The organism is Mycobacterium sp. (genome assembly GCF_965230835.1).
GTDB lineage: Bacteria > Actinomycetota > Actinomycetes > Mycobacteriales > Mycobacteriaceae > Mycobacterium.
Genome location: NZ_CBDDLW010000002.1, coordinates 2286260 through 2303093, shown reverse-complemented (window position 1 = coordinate 2303093; position 16834 = coordinate 2286260). Strand labels below are relative to the sequence as shown.

General features: G+C 62.4%; 12 protein-coding genes and 1 pseudogene. 10 read left to right on the top strand and 3 right to left on the bottom strand.

From position 1 onward, the window contains the following. Positions 1-69 precede the first annotated feature (69 nt). Positions 70-702: a hypothetical protein gene (locus ACO07W_RS10950; RefSeq protein ID WP_421845934.1), complete on the top strand. Its 633-nt coding sequence runs from the start codon at positions 70-72 to the stop codon at positions 700-702. Positions 703-893: 191 nt separating this feature from the next. On the opposite strand, the gene ACO07W_RS10945 is transcribed toward ACO07W_RS10950, so the two are convergent. Both ACO07W_RS10945 and ACO07W_RS10940 read right to left on the bottom strand, forming a co-directional pair. Next, positions 894-1685 (bottom strand): FAD-dependent oxidoreductase, encoded by a 792-nt coding sequence (locus ACO07W_RS10945; RefSeq protein ID WP_421845933.1) that lies wholly within the window; start codon positions 1683-1685, stop codon positions 894-896. A 42-nt stretch (positions 1686-1727) separates the two neighbouring features. Continuing rightward, positions 1728-1910: pseudogene (locus tag ACO07W_RS10940) on the bottom strand (FAD-dependent oxidoreductase); the annotation flags it as partial. Positions 1911-2747: 837 nt separating this feature from the next. Between ACO07W_RS10940 and ACO07W_RS10935 the strand changes: the two are divergent. The 7 genes from ACO07W_RS10935 to eccD all read left to right on the top strand — a co-directional run bounded on the left by ACO07W_RS10935 (position 2748) and on the right by eccD (position 13169). Beyond that, on the top strand, positions 2748-3098 hold the full coding sequence (locus ACO07W_RS10935; protein ID WP_421843109.1) for a hypothetical protein: 351 nt from the start codon (positions 2748-2750) through the stop codon (positions 3096-3098). Between the two features lie 84 nt (positions 3099-3182). After that, entirely contained in the window at positions 3183-4412 is a 1230-nt protein-coding gene (locus ACO07W_RS10930) for a hypothetical protein (protein ID WP_421843107.1), read from the top strand. Next, complete coding sequence (eccCb, locus tag ACO07W_RS10925; RefSeq protein ID WP_421843105.1) at positions 4402-7446, top strand: type VII secretion protein EccCb; 3045 nt, start codon at positions 4402-4404, stop codon at positions 7444-7446. Before ACO07W_RS10930 ends, eccCb begins: the two co-directional genes overlap by 11 nt. A 1023-nt stretch (positions 7447-8469) precedes the next feature. Beyond that, on the top strand, positions 8470-8748 hold the full coding sequence (locus ACO07W_RS10920; RefSeq protein WP_421843103.1) for a hypothetical protein: 279 nt from the start codon (positions 8470-8472) through the stop codon (positions 8746-8748). Further along, positions 8741-10285: a type VII secretion protein EccB gene (gene eccB, locus ACO07W_RS10915; RefSeq protein WP_421843101.1), complete on the top strand. Its 1545-nt coding sequence runs from the start codon at positions 8741-8743 to the stop codon at positions 10283-10285. Before ACO07W_RS10920 ends, eccB begins: the two co-directional genes overlap by 8 nt. A 62-nt stretch (positions 10286-10347) precedes the next feature. Next, the gene (locus ACO07W_RS10910) at positions 10348-11637 is read left to right on the top strand and encodes a MinD/ParA family ATP-binding protein (protein ID WP_421843099.1); all 1290 of its coding nucleotides are present in this window, start codon (positions 10348-10350) and stop codon (positions 11635-11637) included. Beyond that, positions 11634-13169: a type VII secretion integral membrane protein EccD gene (gene eccD / locus ACO07W_RS10905; protein WP_421843097.1), complete on the top strand. Its 1536-nt coding sequence runs from the start codon at positions 11634-11636 to the stop codon at positions 13167-13169. Before ACO07W_RS10910 ends, eccD begins: the two co-directional genes overlap by 4 nt. A 543-nt stretch (positions 13170-13712) precedes the next feature. Here the strand turns inward: eccD and ACO07W_RS10900 are convergent. Next, complete coding sequence (locus ACO07W_RS10900) at positions 13713-14012, bottom strand: hypothetical protein (protein ID WP_421843095.1); 300 nt, start codon at positions 14010-14012, stop codon at positions 13713-13715. Positions 14013-14047: 35 nt separating this feature from the next. Between ACO07W_RS10900 and ACO07W_RS10895 the strand changes: the two genes are divergently transcribed. Both ACO07W_RS10895 and eccE read left to right on the top strand, forming a co-directional pair. Further along, a complete protein-coding gene (locus ACO07W_RS10895) occupies positions 14048-15010 on the top strand; it encodes a S8 family serine peptidase (protein WP_421843093.1) in 963 nt (320 codons plus the stop codon). Beyond that, positions 15007-16632, top strand: a complete 1626-nt coding sequence (gene eccE, locus ACO07W_RS10890; protein WP_421843091.1) for a type VII secretion protein EccE — start codon at positions 15007-15009, stop codon at positions 16630-16632. The genes ACO07W_RS10895 and eccE overlap by 4 nt, the downstream gene beginning before the upstream one ends. The last annotated feature ends 202 nt before the right edge of the window (positions 16633-16834 follow it).

Below are 16834 nucleotides of genomic sequence, written 5' to 3'. Positions count from 1 at the left end.
CGCAAGATCGGCGCCGAGGTAGCGCGGAGCGACGCCGCGGCTATGCCACCGAGGAGACAGCCAGTGCGAATCTTCTTACGTCGAATCGCTGTGACGATTGCCGCGTCGAGTCTCTTCGTGGTTGCCCATGCTGTCTCGGCGACTGGGCATGCCGAACCCGCGGTCACATTGCCGCCGATGACGTCTACTGATGCGGGACCCATCATCGGTGGGGGAGACAGCGCCCTAGAGCGCCGGATCTCGGAGCAGCTGGTTAGCTTCGACACCCCCGAAGTCGAGGAGGTCGACGGGTCGGATGCGGCTCAATTCATTGCTGCCGCAGCTGATGTCGCAGATCGTGAACTTGCTTCTGTCTTTCTGTTGTTACAGCGGGCGTTGGGATGCCAACAGAAGGCTGGGGCCGGGTTCGGGGCACGCGCCTACCGTCGGACCGACGGACGCTGGGGCGGCGCGATGCTGGTCATCGCGGAGAGCGCTGTCCCCGACGTCGATGCTCTCACTGCCTGCATAACGTCTGGTTGGCGTCGGGCCACGGCGGGAGCGCCGAATTCGATGTGCAACAACGGCTGGAGCTACCCTCCGTTTGCCAATACTCGCCGCGGTGAGCAAAGCTATTTCGTCTTGCTGGCCGGCACCGCCTCCGACTTCTGCAGCGTGCCTAACGCGAACTACAGGAACAAAGCGCGCTCGTGGCCGCGCTAGTTCTTCTACTGGACTAGGTGGTCGACAGAACGGCGCAGCCGAACAACGCTACACCCATCTATCGTAGCCAGCCGGTGCACACTCATGTACAACGAGCCGCGATGCCTTGTAAGGCGGAACAGCCATGACTCATGAACGGCAGCTACTGGTGGCAGCTTGGTTCCTGCCGAGGACGAATCTGCCCCCAAAGGTTATGCGTTCTGATCCGAATTTCCTGGCGTGCAACGGTAATCGTCAAATAGGCGTTGGTGCGCGGTGAGGATTTTGGCGATGGTCTTTGGCTGAACGTTCACATCCCAGATGCCCTCCTCGGCTGTACCGCCCAGCACGATGCCATCCGGGCGAGGGAACATATAGGTGTCCTTAAACGAGTAGGCGTAGCGCACTTCGGGCTGAGGCAATAAAACCGCCAGTTGACCGCGAACAGGGATCAAGTCGTCATCGCCAAACAACTGACGTGCGCCGAGGCCAGTGCAATTGAAAACAAGTTGTTCTTCTAGCCCGGAAATGTCACCCACGGTTCTGAACTCTCGGACATAGATTCGTCCGCCAGCAGCTTGTACGTCGCGGATTAGCCGTTGCAAATATCGGCCGGTTTCGACGTACATGGTGTCGTAGGCGGCCACGGTATCGATTGCGAACGGGTGCTCATCACCGGAGAGGGTCCGCATGTTGGGTGGGAAGCCGGCAAACGGTGGTTGTTCGGCAATGCTATCGGTATAGGTTGGCAGCCAGCGGACCCCATAATCATCTCCGACCAAGTTCTGGAAACGCCGCCAACTGTCGGTAGCCGCACTTTCATACTGTTTTCGCCAAGCTGCAGTCACGCGCTTCTCGTCGTACAGATGGTAGGGATACCATTGGCCACCAGCAACATCCGATGTTGTACGTGGTGGCAGATCCTTTGCGTACACGCTGACTTCGAAGCCAGCCTCTTGAACCAGCCGTGCGGTGCTTAAACCGATCACACCAGCGCCGATCACAGCGACCGATCCACTATGTCCGGGCAAGCCAAGGTCGATAGCCAGCCTGGAACTACCCCACGACAACGTAATGCCAGCGCCCCCGTGGCCGTAGTTATGGACCAGGCGTTGGCCGCCGAGTGGCTCGGCGCGGACGACAAAACCCCCCGATCGGAACGGTCGAAGTCCAGCGAGGGTGCGAATTGTTCGTCCAGGAGCCACATCAACCTTCGGTGGGCATATCATCGATGTTTCAGTCGCCCGCGTACAGCTCGGCACCGTAAATAACGCCATGCCGCCAGCGGTCGCGCCAAGAAAGCGTCTCCGATCCACGCCGCTGCCTCCCTTTTCGTCGCCAGCTGCCATTGTGCCGCGAGTCCACGACTCCAAGCGGAATGGGAAGGTCGTCGTGGCCGGAGACTGACCGACGAGGCTGGGGTCGAGGCACTGGAAGGCGGCCCGAAGATGTTTCGGTCAGTGGTGGCCTGATGCCCGGGTAAGCGAGCCGATGCCGATCCAGGGTTTGCTGACTCGGTTTGCTCGGAGCGCGAATCGATACCTGCTTCGCGGCGTTTGCGTGGATCGATTGGTGGCGGGTTCGTTTCGATTAGGGGAGGTTCGAGTTGGTAGTGACCAGCAACGAGGATGCTGGGTGTGTCGCGGCCGGGGAACCTTTGTCGTGGCAGGCACGGTTGTTGGCTGTTCCGATCGCCGCACTGATGGGTTCGGCGCCGCCGGCTTGGGTGGGATCACGCCGGACCGATCATCGTGGCCGCCGCGGAGTTGCGTGGATGGTGCGTTGCTGTCGGATGCGATGGCGGCTAGTTCTGCGATGCCGTCAGCCGGTGTTGGTGCCAGCCGAGGTTGCCGGGGTGGTCCAGATGCAGTCTCCTCCTGCAAGCGATTCGGCGGTTCGTCCTCAGGTATTGGATCGTTGGTGTATGCATCGTTTAGGGTTTGTTGATCAGGAACTGCTTTCGTGGCCTGATGACCGCGATTCGACAGCGCTGTGCTTGCGGCCTGTCGCGCGGAACTGACATCGGCCGCTGTGCGGAACGTGTCGGCGTGGTTGGGGGAGTCGGTTTGGCGATCCTTAATGTGGCTGAGGGCTTGTTCCGTCGGTTGTGGTACCGCGAGGGCGTTCCCGAGCGGTGGTGGGATCAGTTGTGGGTGGAGATGAAGACAGCTCGGGCTGACCAGGGCGCCCTGCGGCCAGGTCGCGGGTCGCTGGCGTCGGTTGATGTTGTGGCGCCGATTGCTTCGTACGGTCAGCCGGCCCAGGATAGGACTCGGGACACGCCCCAGGAGAAGCCCCTGGAAACGATGACTTGGGTGGTGAGCGGCGATTGGGGATTGTCGGCGTCGTCACAGACTGAGACGAACAATGCGGTGTGGTTGCATGGTGGGCAATCGGCGTCGGCGGCGACGTTGTGAATACAACCGGTGCAGAATGTGTCTACATTTCATGGTCAAATGTAGACGTAACCTCGAAGGCGCGGCTACGGTGATGCTGTGAGTGTGGAGTTTGTACCCCCGGGTCGCCGGGACCGAGCGGAGGTGGGGGGATCGACGGGGGCGGTGTCGGTACCCACGCCGATTGCTCTTCCGGATACGTTGCCACACAATTCTTTTCAGCTGATTGGTCCGCTGGTGATGGTGGCGGCCATGGCTGGTGTGTCTGTAGTGCTCTATTCGGCTGGGTTGGCGCGGTACATATTCTTCCCGCTGATCATGCTTGTCACCTACGGGGTCATGTTTTTCCGGCGCGACGGGTCGTCTCAGAAGCAGTTGTGGGCGAAGGGGGAGGCGGCGCTCCGGGAGTGGTCGAACAAGGCTGACGCGGCGCGTGCGGAACTGGCCAAGGCAGCTGAGCGGCAGTTTCAGCGATCCTGGTGGTCCCATCCGCGGCCACAGGATTTGGTCGGTTGGGTTGGTTCGCCGCGGATGTGGGAACGAACGCGACCCAGGGTGGGTTCTGCAAGCGCTCGGCAGGCTAATGACGGGTCTCAGGATTTTGCGCAGATCCGTTTAGGGGTGGGTACGGTACGGCAGGCGACGAGAGTGGAGTGCGGGCCGCTGCCTGATGACGTGACGTGGATCGAGCCGGCTAGCGGGCATGGGTTGCGGAAGCTCTTGCAGGAGCAAAGCTATGTGCGCGGAATGCCGCGCGTGGTGTCGTTGGCGGCGATGAAGGCGATGTCGCTAGTGGGGGATTTGAGTGGGATTCGTGGCCTTGCCTACGCGTTGATTTGCCAACTGTGTCTGTGGCATTCGCCTGATGATGTGAAAGTCATTGTGGTGACGAGATCTCCGGAGTTGTGGGACTGGGTGAAGTGGCTGCCGCATGCTCAAGCTGCGGCAGCGCGCGATGGTTGTGGTGAGCGTCGGCTGGTTTTTGGTTCGGCTGCGGAGTTTGAGGCGTTCTATAGCGATGAGTGGCTGGCGCGCGGCAAGTGGGTGCCGGAGGTGGCGGCGACGGGTTCGCTGCAGCATCCGTTGTTGATTGTGATCGACGATGCGTGCGGGCCGGCGAGTGAGTGGGCGGTGGTGGCTCCGCCAGCGGGTGTGGCGGGAGTGTGTTTCGTGCGGCTGGCCGAGGAACCCGGCTATGTGCATGTGTTTGATGAGGCAGCGAGTCGCCGGTCGGCGCCGGGTCTGGGTTTTACCGATGAGGTGATGTACCGAGTGGGCGATGGAGTGGTGTGGCGTGCTGATGTGACGTGTTCGGGGGTCGGCAGTGAGCGTTGAGCCCGACGAGTTGCCGTTTTATGCGGCGGCGGATTCGATGACGCTGGCTGAGGCTGAACGCTTTGCTCAAGCCTTGGCGCGTTATCGCCCCGCGCAGAACGATACTGCTGGCGGTACTGCGATCTGGTTGAAGCGGACGCTGCTGGATGCCGTTGGTGTCCGCGATGCGCGGTTGTTGGATACGGAGCGGCTATGGGCGGAGCGGTGGGCGCCAGGCGAGAAGTTTTGGAATTTCCCGGTAGGTATTGACGATAAAGGCGATATCGTCAATATGAATCTGGCTCAGCCGGCTGATTGTGGCTGGAATGGTAGTGGTGTAATCATCGGCCATGCAGGCTCCGGAAAATCAGTCGCGATCGCGACGATCGTCGAATCGTTAGTGTTGACGCATTCGCCGGAAGCCGTGGTGTGCGCGTTGTTTGACTTGAAAGTCCAGTCGTCCACGCGGTTCCTGGAAAAGTCGCCGAACATGCTTGCGGCGGTACGCAATCTGGGCGAGGAAGAGCACTTGTTGCGGCGCATGCATCTGGCGTTGGATGGTTTTTTCGAACGCCGTAAAGAGGCATGCATCGCGGCGGGCTGCACGGATATGAACGACTACAACGCAAAAATTTCGCGCGGCGAGAATTTGCCGCGGCTGCCGGCGTTGTTGGTGATTGTTGAGGAATTCGACGAGCTGCGGGATGCGTATCCAGAGATCTTCGAATTTCTCGACAGGCTGGTCCGCGAGGGGCGCGCCTACCATATTGCCTTGTTGCTAGCGGGGCAACGATACGAATCGGCGCTGGCCGGTGATATCGATGAGGCGCTCGGGTGGAGGATCGCGCTGCGCACGGGCACGGGGGAGGAGTCGCAGAAGGTTATCGACGATCCCCGCGCGTTTCAGTTGCGGGCTCGCGGCGATGAAGGAATCGGGTATCTGCGGGTGGGCGCCGGTCCGCTGGTGAAGCTGCGGTTTTTTAACGCAGGGGCACCGTATGTGGTGCCGGCACCGGTCGATGATCGGCATGTGATGGAGTCCGCGGATTGGTTTGAGCCGCGCGAGTTCACTGTCGCGGTAGCCGATGATGTCGATGGCCGGTTGGCGCCGGCGACGGTGTTGCCGGCGCAGCGACAGTCGCCGTCGACTGAGGCGGTCGATGCTGGTGATTTCGAGGTAAGCGAATGTGCCGCGGTATTTGAGGCGCTGGCCCAGGTGCCGACGCGGCCTTCGGTGGACTTCTGGTTGCCGCCGCTAACGGCTGGATTGGCAGCGGATGAACTGGTGGGATTGCTGCGGGGTAAACCGTGGCATGTTGACTACGGCGCCAACGATGGTTTGTTGTTCCCGCTGGGACAAGAGGATCGTCCGAGAGAATGTCGCCAGCCGGTGCTTGCGATCGATGTGGCGGCTCAGCACTTAGCGCTGGTGGGCGGTGCGGAGCCGGAGTTGGCGACCGCTTTGATGACCGGCATGCTGGGCGCCGCATTGATGTATGACCCGCGACGGGTGCAATTTTATTGCGTGGCTGGCGGTGGCCTGGAGTTGTTGGGTCTACGTCATCTGCCGCATGTAGCCGCCATTGCGGACAAGGCGGACGCCGATGGTGTTGCACGTGTGCTGGACGCCGTTGTTGACGTCATCGCGTATCGGTCGACAAAGTTCAGCGAGTTGGATATTGATGCGGCGAAGTTTTTTGCAGCCCGTGCGGCCGACCCGGATGCGTATTCGGAGATCGAAGGCGGGCATGTGGTCGTGGTCGTGGACAGCTTTGTCGGTCTGCGTGAGGCGTTCTCTGATCCGCGGGCGGAGTGGTTTGTTCCGGCGATGCTGAAAATCGCGACCGACGGCCTGTCCGCCGGGGTTCATCTGGTGGTGTCGAGTGACACATGGGGCACAGCGTTCAGTATGGAGATCCAAGAACAGATTTCGGCCAAATTCGAGTTACGGCTGGCCGACCCCAACGGCTCGAGGGTGAGTCGGCGCGAACAAGAACTATTGCCGAAGAATCAGTCGGGGTGGGGTCTGAGCAATGCAGGCAATTTGGTCAGGATCGGGCTGCCATGCCTGACCGATGGAGCCGGTGAACAGGTGTCGGACGGACTTGGCTTGGCCGCCGCGATTGACGCGCTGACGGGTACGAAACGCTCCACGGTGATGGCACAGTTGCCGGAATGGGTGGCTTTGGAGGATTTACAGGACCACGTGCCACCGGGCACCTTGGCTGTTGCATTGCGGGAAAAAGACCTCGAAGCGAAAGCGTGGGATTTCCAACAGAATCCACATTGTGTAGTCGTTGGTGCGAGGGGGTCGGGGCGCACAACGTTCCTGCGTACGGTGTGTCGTGCGATTACGGATGCTTTCACGCCGGAGGAAGCTCAGCTGCATGTGGTGGATTTGCGTCGACAATTGGTGGGGGCGATTAGTGTGGCGCACACGGCCTCACATTCAGTGACGATTGCGGCCGCGGTGGAGGCAATGCGGAATCTGGTCGGTGAGCTGCAAAGCCGCAAGCATCCGTCGGGAACTAGCTCGATAGAGGCGTCGACGCAGCGTTCCTGGGTAGGTCCGCAATTGTTCGTGGTCGTCGACAACGCGGAAATGCTCAGCCATACGTCACCAAGTTTCCCGTTTGGGCTTGTACTGCCCGGGGCGGAACCGTTGTACGAGTTTGCCCTGCAGGGGGCCGAGCTTGGCTTACACATTGTCTACACCGCGCAGCTGAACAAGGCTTACCGGACGGCCTCGGCTGAGAACCCGCTGTGGCGCAATGTGAGCGGCATGTCCACTCCGACGTTGATCCTCAGCGGGGACCGCGACCTGGGGCCGGTGGCTGGTAACGTGTCGGCGCGTCACCAGCCACCAGGCAAAGGATTATGGGTCGTTATGGGCGATGGTGACGTGGACACTGTTTTGGTCGGCTGGACAGACGTGCCCGCAAACCGCCAGCCGTCAGCGCCACTAATTTCCGACGGTATGGATTGGATCGAGAGGGTGCGCTGGAAGCCAGCGCGACCAGGCTCTGGGCTTACTCGCATAGACCCTGATACATAGCCCCAAAAGAATGTGGTGGGCGCTTCTCGAATCCTGACCGGGCTCGGGAAGCGAACCCGGGTATGGCCACGCGCTTGCTTGCGGGGATCCGTTGTTCGCAGGCAGACCGAAATTCGCCGGCAGGTCTCGTGTTCGGGGATCCTGAACCGGCTGCAACCCTGACTTGGTGTGCGCATTGCGGCACGGTTGAAGACCACCAGTCGGAAGGACTGCTAGAGAATGTTTCGCGAGCAAAGAGTGTCGGCCCGGATACCTGCATGCAGTCCGTTGATTGATGTGATGCCTCAAGCCGAGCAGGCCGCCGGTTGCGGAATCGAAGAGCGGAACGACCCATCAACATCGCCTCTGCCGAACCTACCCCTGAATCGTCCGAAACCGGGGTCGACTAAAACAATCGCAACCGCACGTCTCGGTCGTCCTGGAGAGCTCGCCGGATCCGCTCGGTTTTCTCCTTCTGAGATATATCGGACACCCTTGCGGTCCGAAGGGCTCTGCTTAGATGAACTTCTGTGAGATATCCAATCGGATATCAGATGAGAAGATTTGTCTTAATTGCTACTCCGTCTCGGAATCGATTGTTGGATAAGGCATCCTGTTACCCATGGCGTCGATGGTTTTCGCTGCGCCCCCGTCTCTATCGACTCTGCGTGACCAGCAGTTGCGGTCGGCCGAGGCGACCGAAAAGTGTGTTTACGCGGGGTTCGCTCGAGGCGATCGCTGTTGGAGTGAGCGGCCAGCCGGCACTGCTCAGGGCTGCTGGTCGTCTAAGTCGTCCGGGTCGGCCGGATGAGGCGGGGTCGAGTCGATATCGGCTTCGGTGTGGCTTGGAATGAGCCCACGCTGCGTGTCTTTGGCCATACCTGCGCTGTGAGTTGCTTGTCGAGAACCCGTGCGTCCAATAGTCAATGGGGCCGGATATATATGTGGCCCAGTCGGTTTCGGTGTTCGGGTCGAGCCAACAGGAATTGACGCTCGGCGGGTAGGCCGGACCCACCGAGCATCAAATTTCACGGAAGGCGGTCAGTGGCAGTCGATGCGTTGACGACGTTTCCCGCCGCGGCGTGGGCCCCGAATGGCGTGCTCAAGCTGGCGTGGATGCCGCAGGCGTTGCGGCCGTTGCCCCGCGTCTCCTCGGGGTCGACTCGTATCCCGGCGGCTGACGCAATCAACTTCGACAGTGATTCTGATGAGCTGCCGGTCGATTGGGCCGACACGCTGTGCCTGCAAGGCACGGGCTTTGGCGACCGAGGTGATTGCGGCGCCTACGAGGTCGTGCGGATGAAAGGACGAGAAAATGGCTGAGGAGTCTGGCGACGACCGCCGCGGCGCCCAGCGTGCCGAAATGCGTTCGCCGCTGGCGCCGGTGACGGCTGCGCAGGTTTCGGCACACAATTTTTTGCGCCGCAGGAATGCGGCGGCAATCACCGAAAACGACGTGGGCATGGTCTCTGAGACCGGGCGTCGTGAGACGGGATTTCTGGTATTGGCCGCGGTCCTAGTGACGGTGGTCTGTGTTGCCGCAGTGGTGTTGGCGCAGATCCGCCCGATCGGGCGCGTTGATCAGTCCAAGATCGTCGCCGACGGCGACAACCATGCGGTCTATGTACTGGTCGACGGGGCCCTGCGTCCGGCATGGAATTTGGTATCAGCACAGCTGATTGTCGGCCAGCCGTTGCGCCCGGCCACGGTTAGACCTTCAGTCTTGGCGAAATATCCCAGTGGACCTCGGGTCGGAATTGTCGACGCTCCCCAGGCGATGCTGGTTCACAGCGGCTCAACATCGCGGTGGGCGTTGTGCGACACCGCGCCGGCGGCCAGGTCGGATCGGGAACCCACGGTCACCGCGTTGGCTGGGCGATTAACGCTGGGCGATCGTGCGCGGCCCCTTGGCCCGAACAATGCTGTGCTGGCCGAGCATGCGGGAGCGACGTATGTGGTGTGGGGTGCCCACCGGTCACGGATCGACTTGTCGAATCGTTCACTGACACTGGCATTGGGCATCGATTCGACTGCGTCGGCGCCGGTGCGGCTGTCGCGCGCGCTGTTCGAGGCGATCCCCGCCACCGAGGCGCTTGAGATACCCCAAATCCCACGAGCCGGGTCGGCGTCTAGATGGGATGTCGGTGCCGACGTCATGGTGGGTACGGTGCTAAACGTGGCCGGGCGCGGGGGCGCGCCCGATCAGTTGTATGTGCTGTTGCCTGATGGTGTTCAGCGAGTCGCGCCGTTTGTCGCGGCGTTGATCATGTCGTCGTCTGCGGATGGGCAGATCGCACCGTTGCCGGTGGCACCCAAGGTGGTGGCATCGATACCGCTCGTGAGTTCGTTACCAGTGGACTACTACCCTCAGCGTCGACTGAATATTGTCGATAACCGAGAGTCTCGGGTGCTTTGCGTCGCGTGGTCAAAGGCCCGCGGCGACCGTGAATCTGTGACGACTGTTCTATCTGGTAGCGGATTGCCGCTGTCACCGTCGGCTGAATCAAAGGTCTCCGCATTGGTTCGTAATGATCGCCGCCCAACCAGCGTGGAGGCCGATCGGGTGTGGATCGCCTCGGATGCGGCGAATCTGGCCGCAGTCACGAGTGCGGCACCCGGAGCGACCAGTCGCGAATCGTTGTGGTGGATTTCGCCGCAGGGGGTGCGTTACGGGATTAGCCGCGACGACGAAACACTGCGTGGCTTGGGGCTAGATCCTGCTGTGCAGGCGGTTCAGGCGCCGTGGCCGCTGGTGCGCGTGTACGCGCGGGGCGCCGAGCTTAGTCGGGCGGCAGCCTTAGTCACCGCCGACACGGTGGGGGTGCCGTCGGTGGTTGCTCCACTTTCCACCGGTCAGTAAACCCGTCTACATGCTGGCGATGTATGTAGACATTAGCGAGGAAGGTTCGTTAGGGTGCCACTGTGAGTGACGACGACGATGGGATCGAACACGCGGATTTCGCACGCCGGTACGGCTTTTCGTTACCTGCGCGGTCGCCCCAATGTGGCGGACGAGGTGCTGTCGGTGATGGAGGCCGCAGCGTTGAGAAGGCCCAAGCGTCCGACCCGGAGTCCGTGCCGTTGCACGGTGTGCTTACCGGAGAGCTAGATCCACAAACCGGTGTCAGCCCCACGCCAACGCGTACCTACAGCTACGCCCCCTTCACCGCACCGCCGGCACCCGCGTTGTACCCATCCCGGGCGAACGGCGCGTCGGCGGCAAGTCGACGCGATGCCGCCGATCTCCTCGACCGACTCAGCCCACAGAAGCAAACCCCGCCGCCAGCACCGCTACCAACCTGCGGATGGCAGCGCGTTGTAGTGAAAGCCACTGGCGGAGTGGTCAATCCGGGCTTGTCCGAGTATGAAGAGAGGCTACGCGAGGACATCGCCTCGATCAGGGGCCTGCTGCGCGGAAACTGTTATAAAATCGGCGTTTTCGTCGCAAAAGGGGGGACCGGAAAGTCGACTGTGGCTACCTTGCTCGGCTCAATACTGGCCGAGTTTCGCAGTAAGGACCGTGTGATCGCGGTTGACGCCGATCCGTCGTTCGGCAAGCTCGCGAACCGTATCGCGCCGGAGACTACGCAAACGTTTTGGGAGTTACTCGGCGATGAGTCTGCCGGCCGACTGACGCGTTGGACTGATGTAGAAGCACATTTGGGTGCCAACAACAACACCGGTCTGTGGCTGTTGCGTGGCGAGCACCGAACTCATGGCCGCCGTATCATCGACGGTCCGACCATCGCAGGGGCCCTGAAAGTTGTTGACCGTTACATGCGGATCGCGGTGATCGACTGCGGCCAGGTTCTTGACCACCCGGTCATGAGTGCCGTACTGCCGACGCTCGATGCGGCAGTGATCGTTGGTGCCATGGAGCCGGCAGCAAGCCAGGCCGCCGGCGAGACACTGGCGTGGTTGAACGAGTCTGGGTATCACCGGCTGCTAGGCAAAACGGCTGTGGTTCTCAATGATCCGCGCGGTCGCAGTTCAAAATCCAAACGCATTGCCCTCGAACGCGAATTCAGCGCACACACTGACGGGGCAACGGTGGTGTTTCCTTTCGACGAACACCTGAGCGCGGGGGGAGTTATCGACACGAAGAACGCGAAATCTGGGGTGTCGTCGCGCACGCGCCGTGCCGCGATAGGGCTGGGCGCCTGCGTCGCGGCTGGATTCGCCACGACAACACTAGAACCGGAGCTCCGATGACTGCGACGCTGGAACAACACGACACCGCACCGAGATCGGAATCGACGGAAACGGCGGCTGCGCTTGTGCCTGCGTCGGTGCGGGTGTATCTGCTTGTAGAAAACCAGACACTGATCCCGATGGTGCTGCCAGCCCAAGCGCCGTTGGCCAAAGTTGCCGCGGCGACTGTCAAAGCGGTGCAGAACCGACTCAGCGTTGGCGCTTTGAGTAGCACCGGGGTCTATGAGTTTGGTTGGATTGACGGCGCGGTTTTGTCCGACAAACCCGATTCCACCCTGGAGATAGCAGGTGTGCGTGACGGGGACCTGCTGCAGTTAGTGGCTGCCGGCAGCGCCGTGCGCTACGTTCCTCGCAACGAGAACGTGGCGAGTGCGCTGGCCGCGTATCTGCGGACCTCTGTTCGCCCGGTGACTCCAGCGACGGCTCACGTCGTTGGGGTCGCGACTGCTGTTGGCGTCGCAGTGTGTTGTGCACTGCTGATTTGGCGGACCCGGTTCATGCCTGGGTCGTCCGAGTTGGTTTGTGCGTCCGCTTTGGCTGTGCTGGCCGCGTTGGCTTGGCTAGCCACGTATCTGACGCACAAACGCTGGCCGGAATTGAGATTCGCCCAGGACGCTTCCGCGACGACGGGTGTGGTGCTTTCGGCCGCGTGTTTGTCGGCGTTGCCGCCCAAGATTGGTACTCCGAACCTGTTTGTCGCCGCTGTGACACTCAGCGTGGGTGCCACGGTGTTGGTGGTTTTGCGTCAACGCTATTGGGGATTGGCGGCTGCGGTGATCTGCACCGGCGGACTCGTCGCTATTGCCGCCGGGGTGAGCCTATTCGCTCCGTTGTCAGGACTTCAGATCGGCGTCGGCGCGCTGGTGAGCGCGCTGGCATTGATTACCGTGGCACCGGCCCTTGGTTTGTGGTGTGCGCGGATTCCGCGCCAGCCGTTCCGCTCGCTCCGCAACCGTGACATGTTCGATCACGCTTCGGGTCAACCTCGTGACACGTTATCGCCGGAGCTCGACGACACCGCCGACCCATCGGTGCTATCTGCCGACCAAGTTGCCGCCGCAGCGCAACGCGCCCGCTCAGCCCTAGTGGGAATCTGCGCCGCCGTAGCAGGAATCCAGATTGTCGGAGCGTGGCTGACGATCACACCACATACCCATCGCCCAGTATTGGGCGTATTGCTCGTTGGTGCGGTAGCGCTTGAACTGATCCTGCGTGCCCGCCGGTTCAACGACCGCGTGCAAGCGGTGTTACTGGTCGCGTCGTCTATCGCGGCGCTGGTCTTGATTGGTGCAAGGTATGCCTGGGCTGCGGCCCCGGATGCGTCGGGCGTTCTGATGTACTGCGGTTGGGCGGCGTTGCCAGGGGTCTTGGCATTTGTTACCGGCACTGCACTTTGGCGATATCTGTTCTCCCCGAATACCCGTAAGGCCGTCGAATGGCTGGGCTATCTGCTGATTGTGCTCATACCGTTGCTAGCGGCATGGGTGCTGAACATTTTCGGTTTCCTACGGACACAGGGGCTGCACTGGTGAGGCGGCGTTTCGCAGCTGTAATGACTGTTACGGCCACGATGACCACTGCCGTGACGCTCGGGGCGACAACCTCTGCCACTGCTGAAGTGGAATCGCCGGGGATTGACCCGGCGGCGTTGCCGCCGGCGGGCGCGCCGGGCCCGGAGCAGGTAATGAAACAAACGTCGAAGTGCATCAGCCCGATCACTGTAGGCCGGCCGGATGTCAAGTTGTCCGCCCCTGGATTTGAGATGCTCGACGTCGAGCAAGCGTGGCGGTTCTCGACCGGGGCCGGAGTGACCGTTGGTGTCATCGATACTGGTGTAACCCCTAACTCTCGCCTTCCGCGGCTGTATGCCGGCGGCGACTACCTCACCGGGCAGGCGGGCACCGGCGGCCTGGACGACTGCGACGGCCACGGCACGATCGTGGCCAGCATCATCGGCGGTCAGCCGTTTGATCCGGCCCGCAAACCACCATCGCTCCCGCGCAACGCAGCACCGTTGCCGCCGCCGCCCCCGCCGCCGGGTCAAGGCCATGCGACAACTCCATTGCCCAAGCCGGTCACTGGGAGCGTCGAGAAGCCCGCGCCGGCAGCGGTTTCTCAGCGTGGCGCACCACCGCCATCATCGCCACCTGCGTCACCGGCACCGCCACCGCCTGCTCCGGCAGCGGCTTCTCAGCGTGGCGCACCACCGCCACCACCGCCGCCTGCGCCACCTGCGTCACCGGCACCGCCACCGCCTGCTCCGGCAGCGGCTTCTCAGCGTGGCGCACCACCGCCACCACCGCCGCCTGCGCCACCTGCGTCACCGGCACCGCCACCGCCTGCTCCGGCAGCGGCTTCTCAGCGTGGCGCACCACCGCCACCACCTGCGCGGCCCAGTGGTGATGCGTTTGTGGGTGTGGCCCCGGACGTGGCGATCATCGCGATGCGGCAAAGCTCGCAAGCATTTGCCCAGCAAGACGGGATGGGCGACCCAGATGGCCGGATCCGGAAGGCGAGCGATCTGAGCACACTCGCGCGTGCAATCCGCCGGATGGCCGACCTGGGAGCGGGGGTCATCAACGTGTCCGCGCAGATCTGCATGAATGTCAGCGACACGATCGACGATGCGGCGGTCGGCGCAGCATTGAACTATGCGGTCGTAGAAAAAGACGCCGTAGTTGTCGCCGGTGCCGGCAGTGTCAATGATGAAGGCTGCGGCCAAAACCCGCTTTTCGATCCGCTGCGAGCCGACGACCCGCGCGATTGGCATCAAGTGTCAACCGCCGTCACACCAGCCTGGTATGGCGGTGATGACCTGGTGCTCACTGTCGGGGCCGTAGACGCCGGCCCAGACTCCCAAGGCCGCGTTTTGCCGGACAGTATTGCCGGCCCATGGGTGCAGGTGGCGGCGCCTGGCTCGCCGATCGTCGGTCTGGCAAATCAACCCAGTGCCGCGGCGGTCAATGCCCAACCAGATCCGCCGAAACCCAGCGAAACAATTCCGCTGCGGGGTACAAGCTATGCCGCGTCGTTCGTCAGCGGGGTAGCGGCCCTGGTGCGTGCCCGATTCCCGAGTTTGACCGCGCACCAAGTGATGCGCCGCATCATAGAGACAGCCCACAACCCCGCCGGCGGTGTCGACAACCAGGTCGGATTCGGCATCGTGGACCCGGTCTTGGCGTTGACAGCAGACATTGCAGCTGGCCCCAGGCTGCCGGTGCCGCACCGGCGCCAGCGTCTCGGTCGTCCCGCGCCGGCTCGGGCGATTGATCACACGCCCCGCAATGTGGCACTGATCTGTTCCGGCCTGGTGGTTTTAGCCGGGGCGGCCACGACGACTGCGGCTAATCTGCGGCGAAGGCGCAAGCGTTGAGGGCGCCGGTGGTGCGGTTCGCGGTGCCGGCGCGAGCGGTGGTCGCTGGGGAACTGGCGGTGCTCGCGGCGCTGGTGCTGTTGACCACAGTGGGCCTGGCGCCGGGTCTGCCCACGGTGGGCGTCGTCGTTGTGGCGGCCGCGGCGCTGGTGAGTATCCGCATCTACGGTCACACCATCCCGGCGAGGTTTTTGCTGTGGGTAGCCCAGCGGCGTGGTTACGACCTTAAGGCGCATGTTGCAGAACCAGTTGACATCCGGCGCGGCGACATGTTGATCGGCGTCCAACGTGACCGTGTTACCACCACAGCCGTCATCGAACTCGGCGGGACAGCGTACACACCCACGGTTTTGACCGATCGCCGTCAGTCGGTTACGCACAACACTGTGCCGCTATCTGTGCTAGCTGACCAGCTTGCTCAGCCGGGGCCGCTGGTCCTGGCTGGGATCGATATTGTCTCGGCTGGGTCGCGCGTGTCTGGCGCGCGGGGTTATGCCCCGGTGTACTCGGCGGTCCTTGCCGAGCAGCCAGCCGCCGGGCAACGACGTAGCTATGCGATTATTCGGCTCGATATGGCCGCGTCGATGCATGGGCTGGCGCTGCGTGACAGTGCTGAAGACGCTGTGGCCGCGGTAGCTGAACGCATCGTTTGTGCGCTGCGGCAACGGAACTGTCGGGCCAACCCGCTTTCGGCTGCCGCGATCAACAATTTGGCCAATCATTTGGCGGGCCCACTAATACACGGCGACACCACCGCTTACCGCGGATTCCTCGATAACGCTGGCAGGTCGTACTGGGCCAGCTACTACTACTCGCCGGAAGACATCACCACCGCCAACCTCAACGAGGTGTGGTCATGGCGCATCCAAGGCGCCGTAAGCACGGTGACCATTTCACCGGCACCGAGCGGCGCCGTTCGGGTGGGTGCCATGGTGCGCGCCGAAACCGGTGCCGCGCCAACGTCGTCGCCGGCGGCCTATCTGAACCCAATTCCGGCCCAACAGATCCGCGCCGCGGCTAGCTGCGTGCCTGGAGCACCGCGGCTCGCTGGGCTACCGACTGTGGAGTGCACCAACACGGCGGATCTGCAGATTCCGGTCGGGCCAGCTGGCGTGCTTGTCGGAACGGTCACAGACTGTGATCAACAACGTCCCGTGCTGCTACCGCTTACTGACCCGGTCCACAACACCCGTATCCGTTTCACTAGCGGAGACAGCGCGTTCCTGCGGCAGGTGTTGCTGCGCGCGGCCGCGGTGGGGCACTCGATCAGCGTCTACACCGACCGACCTGAGCACTGGGCTGGCATCGAGGCTCCTCTGATCGAGATCCATGAATCCGCGGCCGCGATACCAGCGACGCCGGCCACCATCGTGGTCAAGGACCGTGCCGACGGGCAACCGCAATCCAGTGCGACCACCATCGTGTCACTGCCCACCGATTCCTCTTACCCCAGTGGAGTTCGCCCAGACATTGAATTCAGTCAGACCGCCTCCAACCAGGTGCTGATCAGGGCGGCGTCGCTGGAATGGGTAGTCACCCCGGTCAGCTTCCCTGATGAACGTCCCTACCTTGGTCTAGCAGCGCCAACATCAGACGCCATCTCGGTAGCCGCGACAACGTGACGAGTCTGGTGATGCGCCGCCGCCACGGATCGTCTTGCTTTGCGCCTGATCAAGGCCCGGCGCACCTCGCCGCGATGGAGCAGAGCTGGTTCGGCCTGACCCGCCGCGTCATCACGCTTGCGACGGCCCGAGTATGGGTCGGGCGATGCTGCGGCTAGCAGTGACCGGGTGCCGGGGCTGGGCTTCGCACGGTTGTTTTCCG